Source organism: Sporosarcina thermotolerans, from assembly GCF_030067815.1.
GTDB lineage: Bacteria > Bacillota > Bacilli > Bacillales_A > Planococcaceae > Sporosarcina > Sporosarcina thermotolerans.
The window spans coordinates 2,372,725-2,397,388 of record NZ_CP125968.1; the positions used below are offsets into that span (position 1 = coordinate 2,372,725).

The 24,664-nt window shown below is 40.1% G+C and carries 26 protein-coding genes and 5 pseudogenes; 2 read left to right on the forward strand and 29 right to left on the reverse strand.

Annotated features, from left to right (window positions below; all coding sequences use genetic code 11):
• Positions 1-4: 4 nt before the first annotated feature.
• From QNH10_RS13470 to murG, 5 genes and pseudogenes are all read right to left on the reverse strand, one after another.
• Positions 5-868: an AAA family ATPase gene (locus tag QNH10_RS13470; RefSeq protein ID WP_283731937.1), complete on the reverse strand. Its 864-nt coding sequence runs from the start codon at positions 866-868 to the stop codon at positions 5-7.
• Positions 869-928: 60 nt separating this feature from the next.
• The gene (locus tag QNH10_RS13475; RefSeq protein WP_283731938.1) at positions 929-1,126 is read right to left on the reverse strand and encodes a DUF6501 family protein; all 198 of its coding nucleotides are present in this window, start codon (positions 1,124-1,126) and stop codon (positions 929-931) included.
• Between the two features lie 200 nt (positions 1,127-1,326).
• The gene (gene odhB / locus QNH10_RS13480) at positions 1,327-2,562 is read right to left on the reverse strand and encodes a 2-oxoglutarate dehydrogenase complex dihydrolipoyllysine-residue succinyltransferase (RefSeq protein ID WP_283731939.1); all 1,236 of its coding nucleotides are present in this window, start codon (positions 2,560-2,562) and stop codon (positions 1,327-1,329) included.
• Positions 2,563-2,633: 71 nt separating this feature from the next.
• Positions 2,634-5,452, reverse strand: a pseudogene (locus QNH10_RS13485) (2-oxoglutarate dehydrogenase E1 component).
• 196 nt (positions 5,453-5,648) lie between these two features.
• Positions 5,649-6,725 (reverse strand): undecaprenyldiphospho-muramoylpentapeptide beta-N-acetylglucosaminyltransferase, encoded by a 1,077-nt coding sequence (gene murG, locus QNH10_RS13490; RefSeq protein WP_283731940.1) that lies wholly within the window; start codon positions 6,723-6,725, stop codon positions 5,649-5,651.
• 176 nt (positions 6,726-6,901) lie between these two features.
• Between murG and QNH10_RS13495 the strand changes: the two genes are divergently transcribed.
• A complete protein-coding gene (locus tag QNH10_RS13495; protein WP_283731941.1) occupies positions 6,902-8,269 on the forward strand; it encodes an MATE family efflux transporter in 1,368 nt (455 codons plus the stop codon).
• Positions 8,270-8,284: 15 nt separating this feature from the next.
• Here the strand turns inward: QNH10_RS13495 and QNH10_RS13500 are convergent, their stop codons facing one another.
• The 18 genes and pseudogenes from QNH10_RS13500 to QNH10_RS13580 all read right to left on the reverse strand — a co-directional run bounded on the left by QNH10_RS13500 (position 8,285) and on the right by QNH10_RS13580 (position 19,774).
• On the reverse strand, positions 8,285-8,656 hold the full coding sequence (locus QNH10_RS13500) for a Ger(x)C family spore germination C-terminal domain-containing protein (RefSeq protein WP_283731942.1): 372 nt from the start codon (positions 8,654-8,656) through the stop codon (positions 8,285-8,287).
• Positions 8,620-8,880: a hypothetical protein gene (locus QNH10_RS13505; protein ID WP_283731943.1), complete on the reverse strand. Its 261-nt coding sequence runs from the start codon at positions 8,878-8,880 to the stop codon at positions 8,620-8,622. The genes QNH10_RS13500 and QNH10_RS13505 overlap by 37 nt, the downstream gene beginning before the upstream one ends.
• Positions 8,881-8,939: 59 nt before the next feature.
• A complete protein-coding gene (locus tag QNH10_RS21370) occupies positions 8,940-9,065 on the reverse strand; it encodes a Ger(x)C family spore germination protein (protein ID WP_488199562.1) in 126 nt (41 codons plus the stop codon).
• A gap of 11 nt (positions 9,066-9,076) precedes the next feature.
• Entirely contained in the window at positions 9,077-9,361 is a 285-nt protein-coding gene (locus tag QNH10_RS13510) for a hypothetical protein (RefSeq protein ID WP_283731944.1), read from the reverse strand.
• Complete coding sequence (locus tag QNH10_RS13515; protein ID WP_283731945.1) at positions 9,358-10,368, reverse strand: GerAB/ArcD/ProY family transporter; 1,011 nt, start codon at positions 10,366-10,368, stop codon at positions 9,358-9,360. The genes QNH10_RS13510 and QNH10_RS13515 overlap by 4 nt, the downstream gene beginning before the upstream one ends.
• On the reverse strand, positions 10,368-10,958 hold the full coding sequence (locus QNH10_RS13520; RefSeq protein ID WP_283731946.1) for a spore germination protein: 591 nt from the start codon (positions 10,956-10,958) through the stop codon (positions 10,368-10,370). Before QNH10_RS13520 ends, QNH10_RS13515 begins: the two co-directional genes overlap by 1 nt.
• On the reverse strand, positions 10,915-11,799 hold the full coding sequence (locus QNH10_RS13525; RefSeq protein WP_283731947.1) for a spore germination protein: 885 nt from the start codon (positions 11,797-11,799) through the stop codon (positions 10,915-10,917). Before QNH10_RS13525 ends, QNH10_RS13520 begins: the two co-directional genes overlap by 44 nt.
• 98 nt (positions 11,800-11,897) lie before the next feature.
• Entirely contained in the window at positions 11,898-12,773 is an 876-nt protein-coding gene (locus QNH10_RS13530) for a CAP domain-containing protein (RefSeq protein WP_283731948.1), read from the reverse strand.
• A 196-nt stretch (positions 12,774-12,969) separates the two neighbouring features.
• Positions 12,970-13,861 (reverse strand): annotated as a pseudogene (locus QNH10_RS13535) (CobW family GTP-binding protein).
• A 78-nt stretch (positions 13,862-13,939) separates the two neighbouring features.
• The gene (locus QNH10_RS13540) at positions 13,940-15,439 is read right to left on the reverse strand and encodes a lmo1851 family serine protease (RefSeq protein ID WP_283731949.1); all 1,500 of its coding nucleotides are present in this window, start codon (positions 15,437-15,439) and stop codon (positions 13,940-13,942) included.
• Between the two features lie 81 nt (positions 15,440-15,520).
• A pseudogene (gene deoD, locus QNH10_RS13545) lies at positions 15,521-16,221 on the reverse strand (purine-nucleoside phosphorylase).
• A gap of 72 nt (positions 16,222-16,293) precedes the next feature.
• Positions 16,294-16,515: a YozE family protein gene (locus tag QNH10_RS13550; protein ID WP_283731950.1), complete on the reverse strand. Its 222-nt coding sequence runs from the start codon at positions 16,513-16,515 to the stop codon at positions 16,294-16,296.
• Positions 16,516-16,529: 14 nt separating this feature from the next.
• Positions 16,530-16,955, reverse strand: coding sequence for a peptide-methionine (R)-S-oxide reductase MsrB (gene msrB, locus QNH10_RS13555; protein WP_283731951.1), 426 nt, complete (start codon positions 16,953-16,955; stop codon positions 16,530-16,532).
• Entirely contained in the window at positions 16,952-17,482 is a 531-nt protein-coding gene (gene msrA / locus QNH10_RS13560) for a peptide-methionine (S)-S-oxide reductase MsrA (protein WP_283731952.1), read from the reverse strand. Before msrA ends, msrB begins: the two co-directional genes overlap by 4 nt.
• A gap of 12 nt (positions 17,483-17,494) precedes the next feature.
• Positions 17,495-18,067, reverse strand: a complete 573-nt coding sequence (locus QNH10_RS13565; RefSeq protein WP_283731953.1) for a YpmS family protein — start codon at positions 18,065-18,067, stop codon at positions 17,495-17,497.
• 12 nt (positions 18,068-18,079) lie between these two features.
• The gene (locus QNH10_RS13570; protein ID WP_283731954.1) at positions 18,080-18,241 is read right to left on the reverse strand and encodes a hypothetical protein; all 162 of its coding nucleotides are present in this window, start codon (positions 18,239-18,241) and stop codon (positions 18,080-18,082) included.
• Positions 18,232-18,891: a GDSL-type esterase/lipase family protein gene (locus tag QNH10_RS13575; protein ID WP_283731955.1), complete on the reverse strand. Its 660-nt coding sequence runs from the start codon at positions 18,889-18,891 to the stop codon at positions 18,232-18,234. Before QNH10_RS13575 ends, QNH10_RS13570 begins: the two co-directional genes overlap by 10 nt.
• A gap of 44 nt (positions 18,892-18,935) precedes the next feature.
• A pseudogene (locus QNH10_RS13580) lies at positions 18,936-19,774 on the reverse strand (DegV family protein).
• Between the two features lie 80 nt (positions 19,775-19,854).
• Between QNH10_RS13580 and trhA the strand changes: the two are divergent.
• Positions 19,855-20,488, forward strand: a pseudogene (gene trhA, locus QNH10_RS13585) (PAQR family membrane homeostasis protein TrhA).
• Between the two features lie 186 nt (positions 20,489-20,674).
• Here the strand turns inward: trhA and QNH10_RS13590 are convergent.
• From QNH10_RS13590 to QNH10_RS13615, 6 genes are all read right to left on the reverse strand, one after another.
• Positions 20,675-21,160, reverse strand: a complete 486-nt coding sequence (locus QNH10_RS13590; RefSeq protein ID WP_283731956.1) for a dihydrofolate reductase — start codon at positions 21,158-21,160, stop codon at positions 20,675-20,677.
• A 24-nt stretch (positions 21,161-21,184) separates the two neighbouring features.
• Entirely contained in the window at positions 21,185-22,030 is an 846-nt protein-coding gene (locus QNH10_RS13595) for a thymidylate synthase (RefSeq protein ID WP_283731957.1), read from the reverse strand.
• A 177-nt stretch (positions 22,031-22,207) separates the two neighbouring features.
• Complete coding sequence (locus QNH10_RS13600; protein WP_283731958.1) at positions 22,208-22,807, reverse strand: YpjP family protein; 600 nt, start codon at positions 22,805-22,807, stop codon at positions 22,208-22,210.
• 470 nt (positions 22,808-23,277) lie between these two features.
• Positions 23,278-23,769: a class I SAM-dependent methyltransferase gene (locus QNH10_RS13605; protein WP_283731959.1), complete on the reverse strand. Its 492-nt coding sequence runs from the start codon at positions 23,767-23,769 to the stop codon at positions 23,278-23,280.
• Between the two features lie 13 nt (positions 23,770-23,782).
• Complete coding sequence (locus QNH10_RS13610; RefSeq protein WP_283731960.1) at positions 23,783-24,067, reverse strand: hypothetical protein; 285 nt, start codon at positions 24,065-24,067, stop codon at positions 23,783-23,785.
• The gene (locus tag QNH10_RS13615; RefSeq protein WP_283731961.1) at positions 24,055-24,492 is read right to left on the reverse strand and encodes a BrxA/BrxB family bacilliredoxin; all 438 of its coding nucleotides are present in this window, start codon (positions 24,490-24,492) and stop codon (positions 24,055-24,057) included. Before QNH10_RS13615 ends, QNH10_RS13610 begins: the two co-directional genes overlap by 13 nt.
• Between the last annotated feature and the right edge of the window lie 172 nt (positions 24,493-24,664).

Below are 24,664 nucleotides of genomic sequence, written 5' to 3' on the forward strand. Positions count from 1 at the left end.
CGCCTCATTTCACCCAGGTATCCACTAATTCCATAACGAGCTTCTGTTCCATCTTATCATCCAACTTCTCCGCGATTGCATACTGAATTGCTCGTCTTACCGGAATATGCTCAGCGAGTGCCATTGCATCCAATAAACTTCTAACTGAAGCTGCCTCTTCTGATAAAAGACCATTCATCACTTGTTTCTTTAAATCCTCATTAATATTCATTATCGACTCAACCAAACTTACGCCTGCTTGAGGAAATAGGTTTTGAATGATTTCCCTAAGCTGAACACCAGCAAGGTACGGAATAGTGAATGAAACAAAACGATTTTTCAATGCTTCGTTCATTGGTGATGTTCCAACATATCCTTCATTTATGGCAGCGATAACCGTAAAATCCTCATGAGCATGTATCACTTCGCCCGTGAAAGGATTTGTTAACATACGACGATGATCTAATACACTATGTAGAATAGGCAATGTTTCAGGTTTTGCCATATTGATTTCATCAATATAGAGGATATGTCCCTCTTTCATCGCCTGGACAACAGGACCTTCCACAAATTCGATTACGGTCTGACCTTCTTTCGAAATTATCGTCTTAAATCCTAATAGGGATTCAGCATCCAAATCGACTGAACAGTTCACGCTATGCATCGGCTGTTGGAAAAACTCAGAAATACTTTGGGCAAGTTTTGTTTTTCCTGAACCGGATGGGCCTTTTAATAGAATCGGTTTTTTTAAGACGACGCCAATTAAAATATCTTCCCATAGATTAGGTATGGGTGAAATATACCCGCCTTCCTGAATCAATAACTTCTCATTCTTTTCATATGTTCTTATTTGTCGTTGTTCCTGTTTAGCAACTATAATTGAACTCATCGCTATTCTTCCTCCCAATAAAAATGCCCAATGCCTTTAGGTTTGGCATCGAGCGAATTTTCATTCGAAATACGTTTTATAATAGCCGCCGACTTTGCCTGAATTATCTACGATGAAAATGAACTCTTCTGTTTCATTTTTTACGTCATATTCCTTACCTAAAGTTAGGACATTCGTGACAACATATTTTTCAGCATTGGCATGTTTACAGACGACTTTACGGATTGTTGGAGCAGTTGTCCAATCTTTAAATGACATATAAATCACCTTCCTTGCTTCAATTCAAAAAAAGGGCCCGATATAACATCGGCCTTTCTTTGTATTTCTTATTACTAGTACGTCCAGACTTCGGTCGCCAGAGGTTCGGGTCATAAGTCAAAGCTGCTCTGTGGCAAAAGACGCCACGCCGCATCTTCGTCTTATGCCCGTCACCTCTATTCAGGCGCCCTCCGCTTTTGTTAAGATCCAAGAAGTAAATCTTCAGGATTTTCGATTAGTTCCTTAACCATTTTCAAGAAACCAACAGAATCTTTTCCATCGATGACGCGGTGGTCGTATGACAATGCGATGTACATCATCGGACGGATTTCTACTTTGTCACCAACTGCAACTGGGCGTTTTTGAATTGTGTGCATTCCAAGAATACCAACTTGAGTTCCGTTAAGGATTGGTGTAGAGAATAGGGATCCGAATACACCACCGTTTGTGATTGTGAATGATCCACCTGACATATCAGCAATCGTCAATTTATTGTCTCTTGCTTTTAGCGCCAATTCGCCAATGTTGGATTCGATCTCGGCAAAGTTTTTACGATCCGCATCACGTACGATTGGAACAACAAGACCACCTTCAGTGGAAACGGCAATACCTACATCATAATAGTGCTTCAAGATGATTTCATCGCCGTCGATTTCTGAGTTGACGTATGGATATTTTTTAAGTGCTGCAACAACTGCTTTTGTGAAGAATGACATGAAACCAAGACGTACATCATTCTTATCATAGAATTCATCTTTTTTGCGTGAACGAAGTTCCATCACTGCAGACATATCGATTTCATTGAAAGTTGTCAACATAGCTGTAGACTGTCTTACTTCAAGTAAACGTTTTGCAATAGTTTGGCGGCGACGTGTCATTTTTTCACGTGTTTCACGTCCGTCTTGCACAGGTGTTAGCGCTGCTGATTTTGCAGCAGGTGCAGCGGCTGGTGCCGTAGGAGCATTACCATGAGCAGCAACGTCTTGTGCACGTACTCGGCCCATTGGGTCAACCGGTGAAACCGCGGCAAGGTCGATTCCTTTTTCACGAGCTAATTTTCTAGCTGCTGGGCTTGCGATAGTGCGATCTGTTGAAGTTTGTTCCGTAGTTTGCGCAGCAACTGGTGCAGCGGCAGCTTTAGGAGCTTCTTCCACTTTCGCTTCTGGAGCAGCAGGAGCAGCTGGTGCTGAAGGTGCTCCAGAACCTTCTCCGACTACTGCAATAACTTGGCCGACTTCAACTGTGTCGCCTTCTGCAGCAAGAAGTTCTTGAACTACCCCAGCTTCTTCGGAAATTACTTCGACGTTGACTTTATCTGTTTCCAACTCAACGATGAATTCGCCTTTTTCAACACTTTCACCTATTTGTTTTAACCACTTTGCAATAGTTCCTTCAGTAATCGATTCTGCAAGTTCTGGTACTCTGATCTCAGCCACAATAAATTCCTCCTCTATTGTACCGTAACGACGGTTTGTAACACTTATCAATTTCTATAGTTATTAAGCTATTACTTTTTCAAAGCTTCATCAATAATACGTTGTTGTGCAATTTTATGTGCATCTCCGCTTCCCTCTGAAGGGCTTGCGCGGTGAATTCGGCCTGCATAAGAAACTTTTTTCTCTTCGGCGATTTCTTGCAGATATGGTAAAGCAAATGACCATGAGCCCATGTTTTTCGGCTCTTCCTGGACCCAGACAAGTTCTTCCACGTTAGGGAAACGTGCAACGATATCAGCAATTTTCTCAGATGGGAATGGATACAATTGCTCAACGCGAACGATGTGCAAGTGTTCAAATCCTTCTCCGTCTTTAACTGCTTCAGCAAGATCGATTGCCATTTTTCCGCTTGCAAATAGAACTTTCTTTACCTTTTTAGGTTCCTGACCTGTTCCGGGTTGCTCAAGAACTGTTTGGAAATGACCATTTGCTAAATCACTTGGATCTGCACCAACAAGTGGATGACGAAGCAGTGATTTAGGAGATACGATGACTAACGGACGTTCCACTTCAGTCCCAAGCATTTTTGCCTGTCTACGTAATACGTGGAAATAGTTCGCTGCACTTGAAATGTTGGCAACCGTCCAGTTATTTTCAGCGCAAAGTTGTAAATACCTTTCAAGGCGCGCACTGGAGTGCTCTGGACCTTGACCTTCATATGCATGCGGCAGCAGGATTACCATTCCTGATTGCTGTCCCCATTTTGAATGGCTGGAAGAGATGAATTGGTCAAACATGACTTGCGCCATATTTGCAAAGTCACCATACTGTGCTTCCCAGATTGATAATGCCTGGTCTTTTTCAAGGTTATAACCAAACTCATACCCAACTACAGCAAATTCTGTCAAAGGACTGTTATAGGCAACAAAGGAAGCATTCGATCCACTGATATGATGAAGTGGTACTAACTCTTCACCCGTTTTTTCATCATGCAATACAAGATGGCGGTGAGCAAATGTACCCCGTTGGACGTCCTGCCCCGTAATACGAATTGGCTTACCATCTTGAAGGATAGATCCGAAAGCCAATTGTTCCGCGTGTGCCCAGTCAATTTTCCCTTTACCTTTAAAAGGTTCTTCGCGGCGTTTTAAAATACGATCCAACTTGCCGAACACAGTAAAGTCTTCTGGGTACGTAAGAAGTTCTTCATTCATACGTTCAAGTCTTTCCTGTTCTACGCCTGTCTCAAGATTCTCAGGATATCCTGCCATAACGTAATCAGGTGTTGCATCGGAAAGTTTTTTAACGTCAGATTTATTTTCTTTTACTTTGTCATATGCAGATTGCATCATCGCGAAAATATCAGCATCTAATTTTTCAACATCCGTATCTGAAATAATGCCGGAATTTACAAGTTCAGTTCCGTACAGCTGCCTTGCAGTTGGATGTTTATGGATTTGATGATACATCATTGGGTTTGTAACCAATGGCTCATCCATTTCATTATGGCCATATCTACGGTAACCAATTAGGTCTATTAGAATATCTTTACCAAATTTTTGACGATATTCAAATGCAAAAGCTGCTACCACCATTACGTCCTCTGGGCTATCTGCGTTGACGTGCACAATTGGCACCTCAAAACCTTTGGCAGGATCCGAAGAGTAGTGAGTGGAGCGTGAATCATAATATTCAGTAGTGAATCCAATCGTATTATTCGCAATAATATGAATGGAACCACCCGTCTTGTATCCTCGAACGCGGCTATAGTTGAACGTTTCAGGCACAATACCTTGACCAGGGAACGCTGCATCCCCGTGAATTATAATTGAGTAAGCTGCCTTCATGTCTTGTTCAGGCGCACCTGCATGATTCGTCGTTTCTTGGGCAGCGCGAGTCTGTCCGTTAACTACAGGGTTTACTACTTCCAAATGGGATGGATTATATGCAAGGAAACGCTCAGTGCCAGATGGTGCTTTGTAAAGAGCACCCATATGGTATTTAACGTCTCCGAACCAACCGCGTGTTGTTTTTAGTGTTCCATCTTCAGGAATAAAAGGATCCGAAGGAACACCAGCAAATTCAGCAAACATCATTTCATATGGTTTATTCAAAATATGGGTCAGTACATTTAAACGGCCACGGTGAGCCATGCCAATTAATACTTTTTTTTCATTCTTTGTGATTCAGAGCGGCGAACTAATTCATCAAGAAGGATAACAAGAGAATCAAGTCCTTCTATAGAGAATCGTTTTGCCCCGACAAATGTGCGGTGTATGAACTTTTCGAAACCTTCAATCTTAGTCAATCTTTCAAGCATTGCTTTTTTGTCTTCATTCGATAGGTTAATGGAAACTTCTCCATTTTCGATTCTTGTTTGAATCCACGAACGTTCTTCTTCATCAATTACATGGGCAAATTCATAAGCAATTTTCCCGGTATACAATGATTTCAAATAATTTACAGCATCCATTCCATTCTCCACGTTCGTCGGTGGAGTTTTCAGGAATAAAGAAGCTGGCATCGACAATAAATCGCTTTCAGTCAGCCCATAATAGGAAAGTTCTAGGCGAGTCGAGTCTTTCGGTCTATCGTTTAGTGGATAAATATCTGAAGCAAGATGTCCGTATGCACGGATAGCATCGATTAAGGTATAAGCGGCCAATACCTTGCCAAAATTGACAGCAGGTACGGCTGTTGCAGCCATGGATTGAGTTTGTTCTGCTTCATCTACCGAAGGTGCACCAAAGCTTCTAAACATTTCAGCAAGCTCAGGGTCCACCGATTCAGGTGACATTTTAAACTGTTCATACATTTCCATTACATACCCGAGATTCGGACCAGTAAATATTGAGTAAGGAGAACGTTGGGTACCTACATTGTTCGACATGTAAAATGACCTCCACATTTGCCAATTGGCCTGTTGTGTTAATTCTTTATCCGTATTCATATTACCATGCAAATAGTAGAACTGAAAGGGTTTCGTTCTAATTATTTGACAGTAATACCGTTAACAAGATTACACTCACTATTAGATAAATGCAACAATTTTCGACAATTTTCTATCTACTTAAGACCTAATCCAGCTATTTTTTGTATGACAGTATCAAATCAGCCATCATTTCAGGAGATTTTGTGTTTGAAACTTTTTTCATGTTTTCTACAAGCTCACTTTTCTCTTTCACCAACTGGTTAAATAGATCCATCATGGATAAATTATCCAACTCCTCCTCTTGAACTATTTGCGCTATTCCAAGTGACTTGAAAAGCGATGCATTCAAAAGTTGGTCCCCCCTACTCTTAGCCGCCGATAGGGGAATAAGTAACATTGGCTTATGGACAGACAATAATTCGAATATAGCATTCGATCCCGCCCTTGAAACAGCAAAATCAGCAGCTGCCAACAAGTGAGGTAGCCCCTCAGTTACATATTCAAATTGCGAATATCCAGGTACAAGTTCCAAAGACTCATCAATATTTCCTTTACCGCAGAGATGGATAACTTCAAATCTCTTTAGGATAGAGTCCAATTCTTTTCTCACTGCATCGTTCAGTACAGCAGACCCTTGACTTCCACCCATGACGATGAATACTGGCTTTTCGCAAGGCAAGCCGGCAATACGCAATCCCTCTTTACGAATTCCGCTGAAAATTTCGGGTCTGATGACTGCTCCTGTACAAGTTGCTTTACCATTTGGTAAATAATTCAAAGTTTCTTCGAAAACTGTAAATATATGGTTAGAAAACGGTAATGCTAACTTATTTGCAAGTCCAGGAGAAACATCGGATTCATGAGCAACAACCGGGATTTTCGCAAGTTTTGCTGCCAATACGACTGGAACAGAAACGAATCCACCTTTCGAGAAAATGATTTCCGGCTTCAACTTTTGTAATATAATATACGCTTGTAAAACGCCGGTACCAACTCGGAATGGATCAGAAAAATTCTTCATGGAAAAATAGCGCCTCAATTTCCCGCTTTGAATCGCATGATAGGTTACCTCGGGGTGACCACCATTTATCAATTCCTTTTCGATTCCATCATGGGAACCGATATAATGAATTTCATATCCCTTTTCATCAAAAACAGGTATTAGTGCCTCGTTTACGGAGACATGCCCTGCTGTACCGCCACCCGTTAATACAATCACTGGCCGCTTCATTTGGCCATTCACCTCATCCATCTTTTTTTATGCTTAATTATTTTCTTATTTACCACTTCGCTATTATAGCAAAGAAATCATGATACAATGTTGTTTGATTTGCATAAAGCCGTAAATTTTACTTGAAGACGAATGGAACTCGTTTAGCTGAATTCCGTTGGGGAAGGAGAACTATTTTGGAAGATGTTACACCTTTAAAACAGAAGATCAATATGCTTTTTAAAATTATTATCCCTATACTTGTTACTCAAATCGCACTATACTTGATGACTTTTTTCGATATTCTCATGACTGGTAGATACAATACGGAAGACCTCGCAGGTGTCACAATTGGATCCTCATTCTGGGTGCCTGTTTATACGGGGTTATCTGGTATTATTATGGGACTTACGCCAATAATTGCTCACCTTATCGGAGGCGGTAAGAAGGACGAGGTTAGACCATCTGTTCAGCAAGGTTTGTATTTATCAATAGTACTTGCAGCAATCGTATTCTCAATTATGATATTCGCCGTAATCCCCTCTCTTAATCATATGCCGCTCGAAGGTGAAGTTAGGATTGTCGCGGCTGATTACTTAAAAGGAATGAGCATCGGGCTGCTTCCTCTATTCGCCTATACAGTATTTAGATCGTTTTTTGATGCACTTGGTGCAACCCGTGTTTCTATGTTCATCATTCTATTATCAGCTCCCATTAACGTCTTTCTTAATTTCCTGTTTATTTATGGAAATTTTGGTTTCCCTGAAATGGGTGGTGCAGGGGCTGGCTTTGCTTCAGGAATTACATACTGGTTGGTTTTCTGCATTGCATTCTTACTCGCATGGAAACGGAAATCTTTTCAGTCATTTTCTTTGTTTTCAAATTGGGAAGCAGTTTCACTTAAGCGTTGGAAAGCAATCTTGAAAATTGGTGTACCGATTGGACTATCAATATTCGTGGAAATAAGTATCTTTTCTGTCGTAACACTTCTAATGAGTGGGTACACAACTGCTACAATTTCCGCTCATCAGATTGCCTTAAATTTCACCTCACTCTTATATATGGTGCCCCTAAGTATTTCAATGGGCGTCACAATATTAGTCGGACAATCGATTGGTGCGAAAAAACCGATAGATGCAAAGCATTATAGTTTCCTTGGTGTAGGTGTGGCTATTCTTTTCAGCTTTATTTCAATCATAATTTTATTGACATTTAGAGAACCCATTGCATCACTGTATACGAAAGACACTGCTATTATTAAACTGGCCATTCAATTTTTCATCTTTGCAGCGTTCTTTCAATTATCTGATGCAATCCAGGCACCGATTCAAGGTTCATTACGAGGTTATAAGGACGTCAATATGACGTTTATAATGGCAATTATCTCTTTCTGGGTGATCGGTTTGCCCGTTGGATATGTAGCAGCAAACTTCACAGAACTTGGTCCTTACGGATACTGGGTTGGCCTTATTGCGGGATTATCGATAGGTGCAATTTCCTTGAGCATCCGTCTATTCTATATCCAAAGGAAAAGTGTGAAGAGAATAAATCCCGAAGCCAGCTAATGCGGCTGGGATTTTTCAATCCAATATACTTGTCCTTTTCATATTCACTTTCACATCAACCTCGATGGATAAAGTGGAATACGTTTCCTGCCAATCCCCTTTCTTCCACAATTCCGTATGGAATGCATGGACTTTCCGTCCAACACCGAGGATATCGCTTTTTGCTTCTTGGGTTGTGGCGATAATTTTTTCAAAACTTTTTTTAAACTCGGTAGACAGAAATTTTTCTGCCTCTTTTCGGCTTTGTTTTTTGTACAAGTCATTTATGGGGAATTCTTCAACACTAACATCGATATCGAAACTCATTTTGACTTGCTCATTTGAAATTTTCAACTTTCTACGAACCTTTATTACTTGAATCGTAATTGGACTTTTTTTTCCTTCCATTCAAAACTGACTCGTGTATATTTTCCAAGTTTGCTTTGCATCACGCCCGTCAAAACCGCATCTTGCTTTCTCAATATTTGCCCTGTGAATTTTTTATTGCTGAACAGTGCAATTCCATCCAATGTAGGAATTCCACTATCATCAATGATCAAATAGGGTAAACTTAGGTCCATCGAATCTTCAAGCATTAATTTCACTGCATTTTCCATTGTACCTACCGTCATATATGTATACAGTTCGGCAGTACGCAGTAATTCAGGATAATAGTTCGCAACCTCGCTCTTTAGATCTCCCGGGGATCGAAATATTGTTTCATATCTCCCTCCACAATGGCAATGTAACTTGTAATGCGATTCCTTGGTGTTCTTAAAAACATGTCCAATTCAGGGTAAAGGTCTTTTTTTGCCATTTCACTTGATATTAACAATACTTCAAGATGGATACGTCAAGTGCTTCCATTGTATGATGGGCAGCAGCTTCACGGGCGGCACGTGTCGAAATCCCCGTCCCTTCGGATTGTGCGTATGTAATCGTGTCCTCATCAAAAGTTGGAAAAGAAAATATCGCTTTTACTTCTCCTACCTTATCCCCATTTGTCAATCCCATCACTGGAACGATTGTAATGTCCTTATATTGAGCTTCATCCCAACATCCTCCAAGCAGAAACAGCCCAAATAATAGTACCGGCAACATTCTTTTATTCAATTCTTGTTCCCCCTATTTAACAAAATGACTACTGCAGGAATCAATATTGTAAAAAGGATATGCGGATAGACAATTAATTGCCGAAGCATATCGGATCGATCTTTCGTTGCAAAATACGAAGAAACGATGATTATGAGACAATGCAATAAGACGGTATAAAATTTATTTTCATTGTTGAAATAGATTCGACGAGCTTGGACGCACATGAAAAAATATAGTGTAATTGCAATGACGCTCCAAATTACCCATATGAACAAGAAAAACAAATCCAGCCGTTCAACGAATGTAACCTTTTGAGCTTTCAAAATGTGAAGGAGTGGTTCCGGTATGAATGTGATTGCATGCACAGGAAAAAAAAGAAGAATAAAAACCAAAATTGTAAAGAAAAAAAAGAACCAAGTTAACTGATATATGAATAATGGCATGCCTTTAACCTTTTGGATGACGTACTTTCTGAAAAACAAGTAAAATTCTATACCAATGAATGTGGCCTGCGCCATGAACAAGCCTCTCAATAGTGGTTTGATTTCCGTTAGTTTCACTGGAAACAACCATGTCCATACAAGATCCGGTATTGCCATAAATAAAAAGACGATAAAAATCGGAAATAACGCTAATATGATTGAAGGTAAATTGATTACCGCCTCGATTCTTCTTGTGTTTGCATAAAGCGACACTCCGACGATTATTGCCATCGTCACAATTTGTGGAGTGTTCGGGAATATCCATACTGATAATGTGTAATTGACATAGGAAAGAAAAGCAATGATCGCGAAAGACCAATACGCAATATATAATCCCGCAACAAATCGCCCCGGCTTGAATCGCTTATAAAATTTTTCATAGAGCAATAATAGAACGTAATGCATTAAGCCAGCTGCGATGAATACGACCCATGAAGTCGTTCCTGCTATATTGATCAACCGATGTTGAAAAGAGACGAAGACAGTCCCCGTCTGTACAACAAAAAGGAGCAAGAAAAACTGGATCCTCGATAATGTGAACATTATGATTTCCGGCCTTTCTTTTTCATTCTGAATGAAAACGTCTTTTGCTGTTTATGAAACTTAAAATATGGAGTCCGGAAAAATACATCAATGAATCTAGACGTATCTAACGGAATGAACGGCGCAAAATACGGTTGTCTCAAAGATGATAATGATAATAGATGAATAAGTAATACAATCGTTCCGATTGCCATGCCAAAAAAACCAAAGATTGCTGCGGCAGCCATGAAAGGAAATCTTAATATTCGAATGGATGTATTCATCTCAAGAGTCGGTACGACAAAGCTTGAAATTGCCGTCAACGCTACAACAATTACCATTAAATTCGAGACTAATCCAGCTTTAACAATTGCATCCCCGATGATCAAACCGCCAACAACTCCTATTGTTTGACCAATCGGCTTCGGAAGCCGAATACTCGCCTCTCTAATCAATTCAATAAAGAGCTCCATAATAATAGCTTCGAAAATGGGACGATAAGGAATGTCGTTAATCGCTAATTTAACTTTCTTACTAATTTCTATTGGCAATATTTCTGAATGAAAGCTAACAACCGCGATATAAAATGAAGGAAGATAGATGGCAATCACTAAACTTGCAATCCTTAATAGCCGAAAAAAAAGATCCGACGACGACACGACCATTAAAATCATCCGGAGATTGGTAAAATGAAAAAAAAGTTACCGGCGCAATCAATACTGTCGGTGATTGATCGGTGAAAATAGCGATTTTCCCTTCCATTAAATTGAAGACGACCCGGTCTGGCCTTTCCGTATTCAAGAGTTGTGGAAAAGGTGAGAAAACATCATCTTCCAAGTAGTCTTCAATTTCTCCGGTATTCATAATGTTTTCATTCTGAATCTCGCGTAAGCGGGATTCAAATTGTTCGACTACCTCTTTATCTGCAAACGAATCAATATAAAGATACGTTATATCCGTAATTGTATTTTGACCAACCTGAATTGATTTGACGATAAGGTCCCTTCTCCCAAGTTTTTGACGAACAAGGGTGAGATTCTTCTGTACGTTTTCAACGAATCCATCATGTGCACCCCGGACAATTTGCTCGCTGATGGGTTCAGCAGGTGCCCTGCTAAAATCGATTTGCGCTGAAATGGTCAACATCACTTGGGCTTCAGGAAATATAACAGCCGTCAGTCCTTTGCAAACAGCCTTTACTAACTCATCTTCCGAATATGGTTTGACATTCGATGCGGCAGTCTTGCCCCAGTTACTCATTTTCTCCGATGCTCTTTGCTGAATAATATTAATCTGTTTGTTTACTTCGGCTCCGTCAGCCAATGATGAATAATAGCATAATATCCCTTTGCCTATTGGCCAGTCGACATCGTTTATAACGCAATCTGTTGAATTGAAAAAAAGTTGTTTCAAGTATTTCTTATCGACTACCTGCTTGCTTGTGTTGCTCAATGACATCACCCCATTGCATTGAGTATCGCCGCCATCATAAGCTTTTATGCAAAAAAAGAACATGGCCGGAGACATCCCGACCATGTTCCTTTCGTATATTATTTTTGAATGAATTGTTGTGTCCAGTAATTACCATTTTGGTCAAAACCGATACCAATATGTGTGAACTCTGGAGTTAAAATGTTTTGTCTATGACCTGGAGACTCCATCCATGCTTTAACAACTTCTTCGGCAGAACGTTGACCCATTGCAATGTTTTCAGCAGCTGCACGATAAGAAATGCCATTTGCTTTCATTTGATCGAACGGAGAACCGTACGTTGGGCTAGTATGATCGAAATAATTGTTCTTAGACATATCCGCTGACTTTTGACGTGCAGATGCCATTACTTTCTCATCCATTTGCAAAGGCTTTAAGCCTGCTTTTTGTCGCTCGACATTTGTTAGGTCAAGTACAGCTTTTTCAATAGCAGATGCTGAAGAATTTTGTGCAGAATTGGATGTTTCATTTTGAACAGGTGTTGAAGGCTGTTCTTGTTGCTCTGGTACATTTGGTCTTGCTGGTTCTTGCGGTTTTGCTTGTTCAACTGGCTTTTCGACCGGTTTTGAAGCTTCCACTGGCTTTTCAACCGGTTTTTGTACTTCTACCGGCTTCTCTACTGGTTTAGGTTTCGTTACAGGCTTTTCAACCGGTTTAGGTTGTTCAACAGGTGTCGCAACATTGTTTGGTAAATTCCATATGAATTTTGTACCAAATTGTTTTTCTAATTCGCTTAAATATTTATTCAATACCTCGTATTGGTTAATATTTTGATTGTTATTTAAAGTTACCTTCCCTTGGAAGCTATAATACTCGATTGTAGGTTTAGCGAAATTAACCTTATAATCATTATTTTGATAAGAAGCTTCAGCACTATTGTTGTTCGATAGTAAGAGCGCCGAGCCGAGTAAGATGACAGACATCGTTTTTTTCATCTCTTAACTCCTCCCTTCGCAATCTATCATAACGTAAGGAAGAATATAAAGAGTTGGCGTGATTTGCCAAAAAGTCCAATTGGTTTTTAGATACCCTTAGAAAGGGAAATCGCTAACTAGTAAATTGGCTAATGTTGGGCAACTCGTCTATTATTTCATATGAAAGGGGGTTGACAGTTCTTAGACCAGTAGACGATTATTGGTATTTTAGCTGACTTACACCTTCACCAATTATAACTAAACGTGCTTCCATCTTAACGTATTCAGGCATCCAATTGACCATTCCGTATGCATATTGGAACAGGTATGGATTTTTAGCGCCTTTAAGGGGCACATATCCTTTCATACGATATACAGTATCCGGCAATGAGCGGACCCACATTTCAAACTCTTCTTTGTCAACGGCTTTTTCAAAAGTGAGCAGCTTAGATGTCAAAGGAAGATGTTTGCCAGAAATTACGGTTTTCACTTCATCATTTTGAATATTTCCTAGCGTTTCTTCGATAAAGAAAAGGATAACTGTGCTTTCGTTGTCTGTATAACTGGCGCAGTGTTGTTAAAATTAGAAAGCTCCATTGAAACAGTGGCCAATTCTCCTTCGGTCAATAGATCTGTTTTATTTGCAAGTATGATGTGGGCGTGCCTAATCTGTTCCATGAATAAGGAACGGATTTGAGGAGACATTTTGTCACGTTCAAGCCATCTTTTAGTATCAGCAACTGTGACGATTCCCTTAACACGAAGCTTTTCGGCAAATAAAGGCGAATAGACGGCATCCAAGGCTTCCACTGGATGCGCTGCGCCAGTAGTTTCGATTAAAATAACATCGACATCATGCTCTTCCAAAAGCCCTTGCAATTGTGCTTCCGTTTTTTCTGATCCGCTGCAGCAAATACAGCCGTTAAGGAGTTCCTTAAGTGGAACGTCCTGTGATTGCCCAACGGTATCCGAATCTATAGAGATAGAACCGAACTCATTCATTAGAACTGCCGGTTTTCTTCCGATCTCTTTCAATTCGGAGATTAAATTCATTAATAAAGATGTTTTCCGCTTCCTAAAAAACCACTTAACAAATAGACATCAATCATTTTTACACCTCATTTTTATTACAAACTAAAAAAGCAGAGGAGGAAAACTGAAATTCCACCTCTACTTATATTGTTGATTTACTTTTTGATGGTCTCTAATAAGATTTCTTTTGCTTTTAACAGTTGAGGATCTTCATCATGCATTTTGGTTCTCAAACGATTCATTAAACCGAAAGTCGTATCTCCAACAAGGATGCCATCTTCGTCTATAGACAATTCCCGTTGCAGTGATTTAACCGCTTCCTCTGTGTTTTGATCAAATAGGCCGTCAACATCGCCTGGGTCAAATCCAACCGCACTTAACATTTCCTCTGCAGTTTTCACTAACGGAGAGATCATTCCGTCTTTCATCTCCATAGTTGGATCAAGGAATGGAAGCATTGCGTATGTCGGGTACTGAACTTCTATATCGGGTTCAATACCTTTTTCATGGATCCAATTACCATCAGGTGTCAACCATTTTGCAGTAGTCAGTTTCAGATTGGAACCATCTGATAAATTCTTAGGTGTTTGAACAGTTCCTTTACCGTAAGTTTTAATACCGACTAACGGTACATTTGCTGATTCCTTTAGTGCACCTGCCAAAATTTCAGATGCTGACGCACTTCCGTCATCGATGATCATAGCAACAGGCACCTTTACTTTACGACCATTAGATGCGACATAAACCTCAGGGTTATTTCCTTTACCTTGATATTGGAATAGATTCTTATTTTTCTCAACGAATAAATCGGAGATATCAATTGCAGTATTCAACATCCCCCCAGGGTTTTGGCGAACATCAACGATTAGCCCTTCCATACCCTTAGCTTCCATCTCATCTAACGCTGACAGCAATTCTTCATACGTATGTTCGGAGAAACTAGTAATTCGAATATGGGCTATATTGTCCTCAAGCATTTCAGTATAAACCGTTTCAATTGGGATGACGTCTCTTTCAATTAATACATCAAACGGTTCACTCATTTCACCACGACGAACCGTTAACGTTACTGTCGTCCCTTTTTCACCGCGGATTAGTAGGACAGCTTCAGATGAAGACATTCCTTGAATGCTTTTTCCGTCTACTGCAATGATCAAGTCATTCGGCAGCAGTCCCGCACGTTCTGCAGGTGAATTTTTAATAGGAGATACGATATTAATATATCCATTCAATTCCTGGATTTCTGCACCGATTCCTTGAAAACTTGAAGAAATGCTTTCATTCAGTTGTTTTGCTTCCTTTTCATTCAAATAATCAGAAAAGGGGTCGCCAAGTGCATCAATCATTCCATTAATGGCACCATCGATGACCGCTGTATCATCAATATCATTGAAGTAGGTTTTTTTCAATTCATCATAGGCATCAAATAATTTTTTAAATTCCTTACGCTCGATTGTAGGATTTTGTGGACTGACCACTTCTACGACCTTATCCTCGCCCGTAGTCAATGCAAAAAACGTAACTCCGGCTGTCGTTAACACAAGGCCAAATATGAGCATGACTAAGGAGAACGGCTTTAATTTTATAAAACGTTTTGCAGGTGGTTCGTAGTTTTTCTCATTTTCCTGGCCAACGTTATTCTCTTTCTCGTCCATCCCATTCCCCACTTTCTTTCTTTTATCGTCCATTCAAAAAAAGGACCGCAATGATGCAGCAAGCGGTCCTCCGATGCTCGATTATTGAATTGAAGCGTCCAACGCAACAACGATCATATCGTTGAAAGTTGTTTGGCGTTCTTCCGCAGTGGTAACTTCCCTGTTAAGATGTGATCACTTACTGTTAATACTGATAACGCCTGTCTACCGAACTTAGCGGCTAATGTGTAAAGAGCTGCAGTTTCCATTTCAACAGCAAGAACACCATATTGAGCAAGCTTCTCATGCTCTGCGTGTTCGTTGTAGAAGAAGTCTTCAGTGAATACATTTCCAACTTTCAAATGCAATCCTTTTTCCACTCCAGCGTTATAAGCCTTCAACAATAAATCGAAATCAGCGGTTGGCGCATAGTCAACCCCATTAAAGAATGTTCTGTTGATAGGTGAGTTAGTCGTTGCAGTCTGGGCGAGAATTACATCACGTACTTTAACGTCTTTTTGGATCGCTCCGCAAGTTCCCACACGAATTAGCTTTTGCACATCATATTCCTGCATCAATTCATTAATGTAAATTGAGATGGATGGTACCCCCATCCCTGTACCTTGAACGGAAATTCGCTTTCCTTTGTACGTACCCGTATACCCGAACATATTCCTTACTTCATTGTACTGAGTGACATCCTCTAAAAATGTCTCTGCGATATATTTCGCACGTAATGGATCTCCCGGCAGAAGAATTGTATCTGCTATATCGCCTTTTTTCGCATTAATATGTATACTCATTTTTTATGCCCTCACTTTCAAATTCTTAATACATCATACAGTTAAACGCTGTTTTATGCAATTATGACAGCATTACCTAAACCGTTCTTGATACAATTCGAATAATTCATCAAATACTACACTTGGCATTTCAGGATCTGCCTTTTCCTCCAAATATCTGGAGAGTGGATCAAATCCCCTTTCATCTCTTGGAAAGCTTTGATCATAGAACATAGCCTCAGCGAATACGCTCATTGAATCGTCTTTCTTTCCTCCTCGAAAAGATAGTACAAATTGATAAAAAGATCGATCCATCTCTATTCCTCCCTTCACTCAGTAAATAGGGATGTATATTGGCCATAGCCTTCCTCTTCGAGCTTACTGAATGGGATGAAACGCAGTGCGGCTGAGTTTATGCAATACCTTAAGCCCCCCTGACCGGGTCCATCCGGGAATACATGTCCGAGATGGGAATCAGCTGTTTTACTTCGTACTTCAGTTCTACGCATTCCATGGCTTGAATCGAAATGCTCGGTTACTTCCGCACTTTCGATCGGTTTGGTAAAACTTGGCCAACCACATCCTGCATCGTATTTATCCTTCGAACTGAACAAAGGTTTTCCTGAAACGATATCTACATAGATGCCTTCTTCATAGTGGCTATCATATTCATTTTGAAAAGGCGGCTCAGTACCGCTTTCCTGTGTCACGTAATACTGTATGGCTGTTAATTTGTTTTTAAGTTCTTCCTTCATTCATCTTCACCCCAGTGATTTATTTTGAATGATTCGCGTCCGGAACCAATTGCATAATGATTATAATGGGAAGGGTTTTTCAAATAATAGTCTTGATGCCCCTCTTCGGCCGGATAGAATGGTTTTGCTGGAAGGATCTCAGTTTGGATTGACTTAGAGAATTTTCCTGATGTTTCAAGTTCTATCTTTGAATGAAGCGCCTTTTCGTATTGTTCGGGTGAATTCGTAAAAATAGCTGTTTGATAGGATTCTCCGCGGTCAAAAAATTGCCCACCGGAATCAGTTGGATCAATTTGCCGCCAAAAAATAGAAAGAAGTTCCTCGTACGTAATAACTTCATCATCAAATGTTATCTCAACTGCTTCACGATGTCCCGTAGTATTTGTACAAACAAGTTCGTAGGACGGATTTTCGACATCCCCTCCAGTGTACCCTGAAACAACAGAAATCACGCCATCATAACGGTCAAACGGTTTTACCATACACCAAAAACAACCTCCGGCAAATATAGCTTTTTGATTAGCCATTGATATCACTCCTTATTGATTTGGAATTGTCACTTCAAGCTCGATATTATCTTCTTTGAGATTGAACGATTTCGCTTTTATCAATATGTTTCCCGAAACCGGTAATTCTGATAAGTTGATGAAAATTTCTTCTTCTTTCGCCCTTACAACCATCCATTCGGGTAAATCAATGGTGTCACGTAATATTTCAAGTACGGTGGAAGGGGGGAAATTAAAATCACCGATTTCTAATGATGATTGTTTTAGTAGTAAATTCCCATCCTCTAAAACTACCGGATCAAAATGCATGATGACCGGCAACGTAAATCCAAATACTGTCAACTTGGAAAACAGAATGACATCTTCCTTTATAATCATTGTTACAGGAAGGGGCTCCCCCTTCATCGCTTTTTGGATATAAGTATTCGCCAAAGACTCCAGGTCTTTCTTGGTTGCTTTAATACTTAAAACACTTCCACTTGAAGATTGTACATATGAAGGAAGTGGCTCCGAGTCTTTAGGGCTATTAATATATAGCACTAACGCTATTACACCTGCTACGATTAATCCCAACAGACTGAAAAATGCAATTTTCCATATGTTCACAAATGACCACCCCTACATATCCAATTTCCCATCCGACATTTCACTCAAACCACAACTATCGATTTTTTCGATGAAGCGATTTGCCATATTTTCATATCCTTTGGCATTCGGATGAAAGAAATCGGTATGGTAAACCATGTTTTCATTGCTGACAAATAGATCACTCACTGGCACAAACAGGCTTTACCATCCATGATCGCTTGTATTTCTATTGCCTCATTCCAGTCTTCTATAATCGTATCAAATTCATTCGCTTCGGCGATGACAATTGACAAAGGATTGTATAGTCCCGCCACAACTATCATGGCATCGCCGTTTAATCCCCGAATCATCTTGAATATTTCATCAAGTCGATTTTCAAATTTGCCTAATTCGACGTAAAAAGGCTTCGTCTTTAAATCAAAGAGGTGTTCTTTTACGATTTTCATCATATCATTTCCACCAATTGTCATATAAATGACATCTGCTTTTTTTACAGATGCTTGAATTTCCGGCTCTTCAAGCTGTTTGATAAGTTGATCGCTTCGTCTACCTCTTTTAGCTAAGTTTTCAGATCGAAGTTCTTTTACGCCTTTCCAGTAATTCATTGCAAGTGCCACCCGTCCGAAATAGCCATCCCTTTTCAGTTCATCTCCGACGCCTTGGGTTAATGAATCACCAAGTCCAATGACATTGATGTTTTCAGGGATAAAGTAATCAGGGACCATATATTCCTCAAACGCAATTTCTTCCCTTTCGAAAAAGGGATTCGGTTGGGAAATGCTTTTTTCCTGGCATCCCGTTAAAACGAATGAGAAGATGATCACTATGAATATTCTTCTCATAAACACAGTTCTCCTTTATTTATTTTTTGAACCGTACGAGTTCTTTATTCCGTATAATACATGAATCCGATTGCACCTTCTCCTGTATGGGTGCTAATAATCGGAGAAGTGAATGAGAATTTAATGTCTTTCCATCCGGATTCTTCAATTAGTTGCAATAGTGGTCCCGCCATCGCCATTCCGTTTGCGTGCGAAATCCCAATTGACCGAATGATTTTCCCTGCAGTCTCTTCCTTGAACGCCTTAAAAAGGTGGGATACTACTTGTCTATGACTGCGAGCTTTACCCACAGGGGTATAGACTCCATCTTGAAGAGTCGCGATAGGTTTTATATTCAATAATGAACCAATCATCGCTTTCCCTTTTCCCACACGTCCTCCTTTTACCAAATTGTCAAGGGTATCAACAACGACAAACAACTTCGTATTTTTCCTCACATCTTTTAACCGTTCTACGATTTCCTTAACACTTTTTCCTTCACTCGCCATTTTTGCCGCTTCAACAACTTGAAATGTTAAGGCATGTGAGATATACATTGAATCGATGACTGTCACATTGGAATCTGTCATTTGTGCAGCGGCTTCTGCCGATTTTACAGTTCCACTCATTCCGCCAGTCATATGAATTGATATGATTTCGCTCCCATCTTGTCCAAGGCGATCATATAGTTCTTTAAAGACTCCGGTTGCGGGTTGTGAACTTTTCGGAAGTTCTTTGCTACTTTTCATTTTTTCCATAAATGATTCAGGCTGCAGGTCGATTTTGTCTATGTACGTTTCACCATCTATATGAATAGTAAGAGGAACGACATGAATATCGTATTGGTCTGTATAGTTTCGATCAAATCTGCAGTCGAATCTGTGACAATGTGTATTTTTTTCATTCTAAAGCACTTCCCTCGTCAAATTGGAGATATTCAATTTATTTTAGTATAGTAATGGTAACAGAAAGGAGAATGTGTGTATGGCTGAAGCATTTGATTATAAAAATCTGAGAGAAGAGCTATGGAACGCGATCACCCATGGTCTTGGATTTTATTAAGCATTCCTGCTCTCGTTCTGCTCATTATTGCTGGTGTCAACCACGGAACGGCTATAGCGGTTGTCAGCTTCACAATTTTCGGTGTGTCCACGCTTCTATTATTTCTGATGAGCACATTACTCCATAGTATGCCCGTCAAAGTGAAGAAATTGTTTTCGATTTTCGACCACTCGGCAATTTACATCCTAATTGCGGGACCTACACGCCGTTTTTGTTGGTCACCATAAAGGGTGTGCTTGGTTGGACCTGATTTGGTATTATTTGGGGTCTTGCGATTGTCGGTGTACTTTTCAAGGTCTTTTTTATTCATAGGTATGAAGCTTTATCGCTTGTTTTCTATATTGTTATGGGTTGGTTAATCGTGTTTGCGTTTAAACCTCTTTATGAGTAGTTGCCAATTGAGGGTATTATTCTCCTATGTGCGGGAGGGGTATTTTATACGTTTGGTTCCATTTTTTATGCTTGGAGAAAGATTCCGTACAATCATGGCATTTGGCATATGTTTGTCATAGCAGGTAGTGTTTGCATGTTTTTCAGCGTCCTCCTTTATGTATGAAGACGCTAACTGTTGCTTTCCGTTTCGGCGGACGGTTTCCAATCGAACCACGAAGAGTTCGATTTGCCGTATTTCTGCGGTTTTTTGCAGAAATTAAGGCAGGGGCTAATTACTTCCTACTCCCTTAGAGTCGCCGCCTTTCGCTTCAAGCAACGGAACTTTCCAATTACAAAGAAATAACTTTATTTACTTAGCCCTATCGTAAATTAGATAGGAGTATGGAATGCCCTCTGCTGTGTGGTGGTCTTCGGATTCGGATATGAGTTTCCAGTTGCCGTCGTTGTATTCAGGAAAGAACGTGTCGCCTTCATAACTGTTTCGAATGACAGTTATATATAGACGGTCAGCCATTGGCATTGATAAATTGAAAATTTCAGCCCCGCCGATAATGACGACTTCCTCCGAATATTCTTTTCCTCGTTCAATTGCTGCATTCAAATCATGTAAGACTTCGGCGCCTTCAACTGAATACCCTTCATTTCTTGTAATGATTATATTCAATCTTCCCGGCAATGGTCGTCCAATCGATTCGTACGTTTTGCGTCCCATAACAATCGCTTTCCCCATCGTCACTTCTTTAAAATACTTCAATTCCTCAGGGATATGCCATGGCATTTTATTGTCTACTCCAATAACACGGTTTAAGTCAACGGCTACAAGCAATGAAATCATCGTATTCTCCCTCTCAGTTAGTCGTTATACTGCTATCGGCGCTTTAATTTTCGGATATGGATTGTAACCCTCAACAGATATGTCATCGTATGTAAGGTCAAATATTGACGATTTTCCATTCATATCAATGTGTACAATTGGTAATTCCTTAGGAGTCCTCGATAATTGCTCCTTTACCTGCTCGATATGATTCAAATAGATGTGGGCATCTCCAAGTGTGTGGATGAATTCCCCGACTTCCAACCCGCATTCGATGGCGATCAAATGAATTAGTAATGCATAGGAGGCAATGTTAAACGGTACACCAAGGAAAACATCCCCACTTCTTTGATACAGTTGGCAGGAAAGCTTTCCGTCCGCTACGTAAAATTGGAAGAGTGCATGACATGGCGGCAGAGCCATTTCATTCACTTCCGAAGGGTTCCAACCACTGACAATATGTCTTCTTGAGTCTGGATTTTTTTTGATGCCCTCAATTAGAGCTGCAATTTGATCGATAGAATCATTCCCTGTTGTCCACGAACGCCATTGTTTTCCGTAAATCGGTCCTAAATCGCCAAATTCCTTAGCGAAATTTTCATCCTCAATAATTTGTTTTTTATATAACTCCATTTGCTCTTTATAAACGGAAGCGAATTGTTCATCTTGTTGACTGCGCTTACCGAAATCAGTCATATCGGGGCCATTATAATCTTCACTCTTTACCCATCGCTCGAATCCCCATTCATCCCAAATCGGATTTCGGTCTTCGATCAATGTCTTCACATTTGTATCCCCTTTAAGGAACCAGAGAAGCTCAGATGCGATTAATCGGAAAGCAGTTTTCTTTGTAGTCATAAGGGGAAAACCCTTTTGCAAGTCGTATCTCATTTGATAGCCGAAAACACTTATCGTTCCAGTCCCGTCCTATCTTCCTTTACAGTTCCATGTTCAATGATATGAGCACAAAGCTCCAAGTATTGTTTCATATACCATTTCCTCCTTACGCTTAACTGACAGTATAACAAAAACCACTGGCTCAGCATAACAAAAACCGCCGAAATGGTTTTATGATAACCATTTCGGCGGTGTGTTTTTCGACCAATAGATATCTCCTAAAGAATGATGGACAGTAAAGCCATCATCAGCAGTGTGGTAGTGGAAGTTGTAGAAATACCCATCTTGTGGTCTTTTCTCTGTTCTCACATGGAATCGGACAAGATCCTTGTTTACGCTTGTGTCGGAAACATGAAATATCTTCTCGGCATAGTTACCTGAAGGTGTTTCTGTTATTAAAATTCTTCCGTATTCATGGCCGCCAGCAGAAGCGACCGTCGATTCAATGACTTCTGACATTTTCGGGAAGATGACTTGATCGAATTCGTGTTGGATGACAGGGCCAATTCGTGAACCGAATTTCAAATAGGCGAGCTCTTTGGCTGGGTTAAACAACATCTCCTCTATTGAAGGTGTTTCTTCAAAGGTCTCCCGCTCAAATATCGAATCCTCGAGCCCTAACTGAAGTTCATGTTTCGTTGTGGAAGGTAAATCGGTTCTTGCGTTATCTTTTGGTTGAAGGGTTGTCCATATTTCATGGCTTGGTGATATGACGCCAAGTGTTAGGACGGCAACAATTGCAATGAATAATTTTTGGAAGTACTTTTTCATCTTCATCACCTGCTTATTGGTTATAGGTATAATTATTAATAAAATGAGATTTTGAATGTTAATTAATAAACTTGTGTCAAATCGGGAAATAGATTTACTAATAGTACATACGTAAAAGTCTTGAAAAGGTTTCTTATTTCTTAATTTCATTGTACAATAAAACTGAACTAATTTGTGAGGTTTTATGAAGGAGGTTTTTATAAATGGATGTTCAATTACTAATGGGAATCGGAATGCTCGTTCTCGTCCTTTATTTAAGCTCGTTAAACTTTACGCATTGATAAAAGCGGAGGGCGTCGTGTTAGAGGCGACAGGCATAAGACAAATATACGGAGTGGCGCTCTTTGCCACGAAGTATATTTGACTTATGACCCGAGCCTTTGGCGCCCGAAGCTGGATTGATCACCAAAATGTCGCTGAAGTAAAGTAAAAATAAAGCCGTCAACTCTTGCCAGAGTTGACGGCTTTAATCATTTTGTGAGATATCCAAAGTGGATTTTTGTATTTGGTCGTATGATACGTTCAAGATTGAACTGTTCAAAAACAGGTGAATCAAATCTTTCTTTCACGACGACACGACGCTTGCATACTCTGAACGCCTCTTTCATCCATTCTTCGGTTAATGCAGTATGAACTCCAGCCTGACGTAGTGGCGTGAAATTGGACGATTCCTCAATTGGGGCATGAAACATCGGGTCGATATACACTACATCCCATGAAGAATCTTCCTGGGTACAAAGAAATGCTATCGCTTCGGAATGAATCACTTCTATGCCTTTCATCGCAAGTTTTAGCTTCTCAGAGTCAGTAGGGAATTTTTTAAGTCCCGTCTTTGTGAGAAACGCAACGGACGGATCTGCTTCCAATCCAGTACATTTTCCGTTTTCATCTATTATATAGGAAGCAATTATACTATCGGACGCAAATCCAAGTGTACAATCGAGAAATGTATCTCCTCCCACCAATTGACTCGCGTCAATAAGTCGGATCCGTTTCGCCCTTAGCAATTCTTTTTAACCGGAATGCAGCAGAATTAGGATGAAAGAAGAAAGGTTGGTCCATTCCTATGCGAAAAAGTTCGTAACGATCTTTTCCTGCAACAAGAATATCGGCTTCATATTCATTCTGCATTCTCAAGATTGATCGCTTTTTCCTTTCCACAATCGGATACGCTAATTCATCACTTGCAACTTTTGCAAGATTATAGGTCGTTTCATCGGGTCTTCCTGCTGTTGTGATAATTGTTGTCACTTTTTGCAAACTTGTTCAAGTTCCTCAGTTAGGTGAGCCTTGATCTGTTCCATTTCGGAGTTCTCAATCTGTTCCCTCGGAATGAAACTTGCCAAAGCACCATCTTTCCATATAGCAATAGAAGGTGAGCTTGGTGGAACTTCTGGGAAGAAATCTCTCATCATTGCTGTCGCTTCTTTGTCTTGACCAGCAAACACTGTGAATAAATGATCCGGTTTTGCATTGGAAGCATTAAGCGCTTCTCTGACAGCCGGCCGCGCCAGTCCAGCAGCACATCCACATACTGAATTAATAACGACTAAAGCGGTTCCTTGAAGTGATTTCATCGTCCCTTCCACTTCTTCAGCTGTTGTCAATTCTGTAAATCCAGTTTGCACTAGCTCCTCACGCATTGGTTTAACAATGCCTCTCATATACTCATCATATGCGTTCATGTTTTTAATCCCCTTTCAATACTTCTATCGATTTCATTCTACATGGAATTGAAATAAATTTCATTCATTCGCGATTACCTGGTTTACATAATAATATTATGTTACGTAAACAAAAGAAACATCAGTAAGCGCCGACGATAAGCGTTGCTGATGTTAGGCATTTAATAACATT

What these genes read in the sequence shown, in the direction of transcription:
- msrB (WP_283731951.1), bottom strand. Translation starts at nt 16,955, where the DNA reads ATGAAGGAAGAACTTAAAAACAAATTAACAGCCATACAGTATTACGTG.
- QNH10_RS13470 (WP_283731937.1), bottom strand. Translation starts at nt 868, where the DNA reads ATGAGTTCAATTATAGTTGCTAAACAGGAACAACGACAAATAAGAACA.
- murG (WP_283731940.1), bottom strand. Translation starts at nt 6,725, where the DNA reads ATGAAGCGGCCAGTGATTGTATTAACGGGTGGCGGTACAGCAGGGCAT.
- QNH10_RS13600 (WP_283731958.1), bottom strand. Translation starts at nt 22,807, where the DNA reads ATGAAAAAGTACTTCCAAAAATTATTCATTGCAATTGTTGCCGTCCTA.
- QNH10_RS13540 (WP_283731949.1), bottom strand. Translation starts at nt 15,439, where the DNA reads ATGGACGAGAAAGAGAATAACGTTGGCCAGGAAAATGAGAAAAACTAC.
- QNH10_RS21370 (WP_488199562.1), bottom strand. Translation starts at nt 9,065, where the DNA reads ATGGCAAAAAAAGACCTTTACCCTGAATTGGACATGTTTTTAAGAACA.
- QNH10_RS13530 (WP_283731948.1), bottom strand. Translation starts at nt 12,773, where the DNA reads ATGAAAAAAACGATGTCTGTCATCTTACTCGGCTCGGCGCTCTTACTA.
- QNH10_RS13590 (WP_283731956.1), bottom strand. Translation starts at nt 21,160, where the DNA reads ATGATTTCATTGCTTGTAGCCGTTGACTTAAACCGTGTTATTGGAGTA.
- QNH10_RS13475 (WP_283731938.1), bottom strand. Translation starts at nt 1,126, where the DNA reads ATGTCATTTAAAGATTGGACAACTGCTCCAACAATCCGTAAAGTCGTC.
- QNH10_RS13595 (WP_283731957.1), bottom strand. Translation starts at nt 22,030, where the DNA reads ATGAGATACGACTTGCAAAAGGGTTTTCCCCTTATGACTACAAAGAAA.
- msrA (WP_283731952.1), bottom strand. Translation starts at nt 17,482, where the DNA reads ATGGCTAATCAAAAAGCTATATTTGCCGGAGGTTGTTTTTGGTGTATG.
- QNH10_RS13550 (WP_283731950.1), bottom strand. Translation starts at nt 16,515, where the DNA reads ATGGATCGATCTTTTTATCAATTTGTACTATCTTTTCGAGGAGGAAAG.
- QNH10_RS13575 (WP_283731955.1), bottom strand. Translation starts at nt 18,891, where the DNA reads ATGAGAAGAATATTCATAGTGATCATCTTCTCATTCGTTTTAACGGGA.
- QNH10_RS13615 (WP_283731961.1), bottom strand. Translation starts at nt 24,492, where the DNA reads ATGAACGCATATGATGAGTATATGAGAGGCATTGTTAAACCAATGCGT.
- QNH10_RS13500 (WP_283731942.1), bottom strand. Translation starts at nt 8,656, where the DNA reads ATGGAAGGAAAAAAAAGTCCAATTACGATTCAAGTAATAAAGGTTCGT.
- QNH10_RS13505 (WP_283731943.1), bottom strand. Translation starts at nt 8,880, where the DNA reads ATGACGGTAGGTACAATGGAAAATGCAGTGAAATTAATGCTTGAAGAT.
- QNH10_RS13515 (WP_283731945.1), bottom strand. Translation starts at nt 10,368, where the DNA reads ATGTTCACATTATCGAGGATCCAGTTTTTCTTGCTCCTTTTTGTTGTA.